This is a genomic window from Desulfosarcina sp. (assembly GCF_033791525.1).
GTDB lineage: Bacteria > Desulfobacterota > Desulfobacteria > Desulfobacterales > Desulfosarcinaceae > Desulfosarcina.
In genome coordinates this window covers 1-4,809 of record NZ_JASJGN010000136.1, presented here as the reverse complement: position 1 = coordinate 4,809, position 4,809 = coordinate 1, and the positions used below count along the sequence as shown (strand labels likewise).

Below are 4,809 nucleotides of genomic sequence, written 5' to 3'. Positions count from 1 at the left end.
CCTCCCCGGGATGATATAGGGAATCATGGATAGATCGGGAAAGGCCGCAGCCACCGGTGCCAGGTACTCTTTTCTGATCTCCAGCGAACTGGGACCGTTATAGTAAGGGTCCACTAAAAGCACCGCATCGACTCCCGCTTCGGCGGCATGGCGCGTGGCGGACAGGGCCTCTTTGGTGTTGTTGCTGCCTGCCCCGGCGATGCAAAGGCATTTACCCTTGGCATGTTGTGAAATGATTTGAACCACCCGGTGGTGCTCTTGCCAGGCAAGCGTGGGGCTTTCACCGGTGGTGCCCACGGCCAGAAGACCGGTAATGCCGTTTTGAATCTGAAAATCGGCCAGACGGGTAAGCCCCGTTTCATCGACTGCCGCGCCGTCGAAAGGCGTCACCATCGCAGTATAACATCCTGAATTCATGCTGCCTCCTGAAAATGTCACGTTGTTTAAAAAAAATAAGGAAGTTGGGGTTTTATGTCAAGGGAAAAGCGGGGCCACCGCGATTATTTTCCTTGACACGGAAAGGCAGTCACGTTACCCAATCTGATTTGAACCCTCCCCGCGGCAAGCTGCGGGGAATCTTCACCGTAGGGATGAAAGTCTATTTTCAGTTCGCTCGCTAACCCCGCCGCAAGCGGCGAGGAATACGCTCGCTATCGCGGTTCAAGAGAAAACACTATCGGTGAAGCCACCGGAAAAGGAAGAGACCATGGAAAAAGCACCCAACGCCGACGCGTATATTTACCAGCAAAAAAATGCCCTCGCCGCCAACCCCGACTGCGGCACCACTCACTACAACCTGGGCGTTGCCCTGCTGGGCCAGGGAAAAATCGAAGAGGCCGAAAAATCATTGTATGCTGCTATCGAGTGCAGCCCCGGCCTGGCCGAAGCCTATGTTCAGGTTGGCGGCATTTGCCTGAAACGCGGAGATATGGATGGCTGCCTGGACTGGAACCAACGGGGCGTCAAAGCCAAGCCCGGTTTTTCCGAGGGGTGGGGAAACATCGGTTTTGTCCTGCTTCAGCGCGGTGACATAGCGGGCGCCATCAAAGCCCTGGAAAAGGCCACCACGTTCAATTTCCGGTTTGTCCAGGCCTTCGCCACCCTGGCCAACGCCTACCTGATGAATGGCCAGGTCAAAGAAAGTATCGAGACCAACCTGAAGGCGTTGAAGCTCTCTCCGGAATTTGCGGTCGCCCACAACAACCTGGCCATCGCCTACCTGGAAGACGGTCAGCCGGCCCTTGCCGTGGAACACGCCGACAAGGCCAGGGAATTGGGCTATGATGTGGCACCTGAAATTCTGAAAGAACTGGAACCCTATCGCGCCTGATCGATCTTCTCGGGTATTCGGACCGGGAAAACCACGGATCCGGATACCCGTTCAAACTCAAACTTTCCGATAGCATCCGCCCCATGCCGACCGTTTCTTATTTCCTGTCCACAATCGATCACCCCTTTGATGAAGATCACGCGTTATGGCATCGTCCGCTGCCTGAAAATCGAATGTCCGCGGTAAAAATTCCCGAATCGGTTGATAGTGCAGCCGTTACTTACGGCAGATATTTTACATCGGTCTCCCAATTTTGCGCGGCCGACGGGTGGTCCAGGATTATAGCGGCCGCCTCCCGCCAATTGGAACAGCCTGTAGTTGAAAAAGACCTGGGGCCCCTGGCTATATTTTTAGAGAAGCACGGCGCATTTTACCACCCGGCCCGCCTCCAGTTAGCGGTCAAGGATCAGAGACTCTTTTTTGTGGTCAACGTGGCGGCATCCGACCACGGGCGCCTGGCCCTGTCCCGCGAGGTAAAGGCGCTGCAACATCTAACCGTCCAGCGGCCCTTTGGCTGGTTTCCCACGGTTTACTGCTTTGTGTCTGATGAACTGCCCATGTTCCTGGGAGACTGGATTGACGGATTCCATGAATTTCACCTGACCAGGCGACCCGGCAGCGACAACCCGGCCATCATCGTCTGGGATGGAGCCGCCTCACCCTGTCTGCTTTCTGAAACACAGGCGGCGGATCTGTACCGGAATATGGCTATGATCCTGACCGCCTGCTACGACCCGATCTCCGCATGCCAGATCTTCCCCTGGCACCATGCCGCCGGCGACTTTGTCGTCCGGGTCGAGGGAGAAGGCGTGTCGGTCAGACTGATCACGGTCAGGGATTATGTTCCCATGTCCGGCTGCACCGCTGAACCGGACGACGAACGCTCGCTTCTGGATGCCCTGGTGGTTTTTTTCATCCACCTGTCCGTGCGCATGCGCCTGGATCGCCTTGACGGGGTATCGGAAGTTGCCTGGGCGTCGGACCGCTGCCTGGCGCCCATAGTCGACGGTTTTTTTCAGGGGTTGGACCTGACCGCCCGGATGAGCGGTTTTCCAGAAACCTTTCCGGGTACCTTTCGCCAATTTTTCAACCATCATGATGGAAAGGATCTGTTGGCAATGGCCCGCCGGATCACCGAGACCGTTTTTGATCTGCGGACAGAAGAACGCCGTCTCATCGACCGCCATCTGGCCCGTCACGTTAACGAAATCAGCCGAGTCTTGACGGCTTGATTACCAGGTCTGCTGATATCACCGAAATGTGACCCCGCAGCATTGATGGATTCGTAAAAAGCCCAATATCTGCGTTACGCTTCATTTCTCGTCACTGCAGCGTACCATAAGTACGCCTCATTCCTCCAAATTCGCAAGCCTTGATCTCGGGCTTTTTACGAATCCGTCTAAAATGAGACTTTTTACGACTTCCTCAGCATTGAATGAAAACGACTGTATGCAATCGCGCAAAACAGGGTTCGACCACCATATGGAGAGGTTTGGACAAGAAGCTTCGCAACATTTTGTATGCACGCCCCACCGCTAACGGCACTGGCTGCTTAGCTGCGCGAAACCAGGCTTTTTTATTGACAAGCCCCATGATTAATTCTATATCTGCTCCTTGCAGTTTTAACGAAGAAAACCACGTGATTTCAATAATCCCGACAATATATGCAGAAAAAATTCGAGAGGAGGTGACCGCAAAACCCCCCGTCGGGGTCGGTTCTATATCTATTGGCAGGTTGGTTTACTATCAATTTAAATGGAGGTAAAAGATGGCAAAGCATGCAACCCCTTTGTTGGACCAGCTTGAGTCCGGGCCGTGGCCGAGCTTCGTGTCAGACCTGAAGCAGGAAGCCGCGAACCGGGCCAAGAACCCGAACAACGTGGAATTCCAGGTCGCCCAGGACTGTGTAGATGACCTTCTGGGTGTATTGGAACTCTCTTTCAAACATGGCATGACCCACTGGAAACACGGCGGAATCGTGGGCGTTTTCGGTTACGGCGGCGGTGTTATCGGCCGCTACTGCGACCAGCCGGAAAAATTTCCCGGCGTGGCCCATTTCCACACCATGCGCGTCGCCCAGCCCGGCGGCAAATACTACACCACCGAGTTCCTGAAAAAAATCTGCGACCTGTGGGAGTTCCGCGGTTCCGGCGTCACCAATATGTATGGCTCCACCGGCGACATCATCCTTATCGGAACATCCACCCCCCAATTGGAAGAGATTTTCTTTGAGCTCTCCCACAACATGAACCAGGACCTGGGCGGCTCCGGCTCCAACCTGAGAACCCCGGCCGACTGTATCGGCTCTTCGCGTTGTGAATACTCCTGCTACGACACCCAGGCGCTGTGCTACACCTTGACCCAGGAGTACCAGGACGAACTGCACCGTCCGGCCTTCCCCTACAAGTTCAAATTCAAATTCGACGGCTGCCCCAACTGCTGCGTGGCCTCCATCGCCCGTTCGGACATCGCCTTCATCGGTACCTGGAAAGACGACATCAAGATCGACCAGGAAGCCGTTGCCGGATACATCGGCGGTGAGTTCCCAGCTAACGGCGGCGCCCATAGCGGACGCGACTGGGGAAAATTCGACATCGAAAAAGAGGTCATCGGCCTTTGCCCCACCGAATGCATGTGGATGGACGGCGGCAAGCTGAAGATCGATAATAGAGAGTGCACCCGCTGCATGCACTGCATCAACGTCATGCCCCGCGCCCTGCACGTGGGTGATGACCGAGGATGCTCCATGCTGGTCGGCGCCAAGGCCCCTATCCTCGACGGCGCCCAGATGGGTTCCCTGCTGGTGCCTTTCATCAAGATCGAAGAACCCTACGACGAGATCAAGGAAGTCATCGAAGGCATCTGGGATTGGTGGATGGAAGAAGGCAAGAACCGCGAACGTCTCGGTGAGCTGATTAAACGCCAGGGATTCCAGAAACTGCTCGAAGCCACCAATATCAAAGCAGTGGCCCAGCATGTTCAGGAACCGCGCCACAACCCCTACATCTTCTGGAAAGAGGAAGAGGTTGAAGGCGGCTGGACCCGTGACGTTGACGCATTCAGAAAAGACCACCAGAGATAAAGGGGAGGAATCACAATGGCATTTATTTCTTCAGGATACAATCCCGACAAACCGATGACAGATCGGATCACCGACATCGGTCCGCAAAAATACGATCTTTTTTACCCGCCGGTCGTTGCCAAAAACAAGGGCAAATGGCTTTATCACGAAATCATCAAACCCGGCGTGCTGGTGCACGTGGCCGAAAGCGGCGACGAGTGCTACACCGTGCGCGTGGGCGGCGCCCGCCTGATGAGCGTGACCCACATCCGCGAGATCTGTGAAATCGCCGACAAGCACTGCGACGGCCACCTGCGCTTCACCACGCGCAACAACATCGAGTTTATGGTGGACAGCAAGGCTAAGGTCGACCCCCTGGTTAAGGATCTGGAAAGCCGCAAGTTTGACGGCGGCAGCG

4 protein-coding genes and 1 pseudogene are annotated in these 4,809 nt (G+C 55.3%); 4 read left to right on the top strand and 1 reads right to left on the bottom strand.

The features are described from left to right. Window positions 1-417 (bottom strand): dihydrodipicolinate synthase family protein (locus QNK41_RS06355; RefSeq protein ID WP_319254908.1); only part of this gene is annotated, 417 nt, incomplete at its 3' end. A gap of 289 nt (window positions 418-706) precedes the next feature. Here QNK41_RS06355 and QNK41_RS06350 point away from each other — a divergent pair. The 4 genes and pseudogenes from QNK41_RS06350 to QNK41_RS06335 form a co-directional block, all read left to right on the top strand. Continuing rightward, window positions 707-1,330, top strand: coding sequence for a tetratricopeptide repeat protein (locus tag QNK41_RS06350; RefSeq protein WP_319254906.1), 624 nt, complete (start codon window positions 707-709; stop codon window positions 1,328-1,330). Between the two features lie 83 nt (window positions 1,331-1,413). Next, window positions 1,414-2,562, top strand: a complete 1,149-nt coding sequence (locus tag QNK41_RS06345; RefSeq protein WP_319254904.1) for a hypothetical protein — start codon at window positions 1,414-1,416, stop codon at window positions 2,560-2,562. Between the two features lie 536 nt (window positions 2,563-3,098). Next, window positions 3,099-4,412, top strand: coding sequence for a dissimilatory-type sulfite reductase subunit alpha (gene dsrA / locus QNK41_RS06340; RefSeq protein ID WP_319254902.1), 1,314 nt, complete (start codon window positions 3,099-3,101; stop codon window positions 4,410-4,412). Window positions 4,413-4,427: 15 nt separating this feature from the next. After that, a pseudogene (locus QNK41_RS06335) lies at window positions 4,428-4,809 on the top strand (sulfite reductase, dissimilatory-type beta subunit); the annotation flags it as partial.

Excerpts from the sequence above, each read along its gene's own strand:
- QNK41_RS06350 (WP_319254906.1), top strand. The coding sequence starts at position 707 with ATGGAAAAAGCACCCAACGCCGACGCGTATATTTACCAGCAAAAAAAT.
- QNK41_RS06345 (WP_319254904.1), top strand. The coding sequence starts at position 1,414 with ATGCCGACCGTTTCTTATTTCCTGTCCACAATCGATCACCCCTTTGAT.
- dsrA (WP_319254902.1), top strand. The coding sequence starts at position 3,099 with ATGGCAAAGCATGCAACCCCTTTGTTGGACCAGCTTGAGTCCGGGCCG.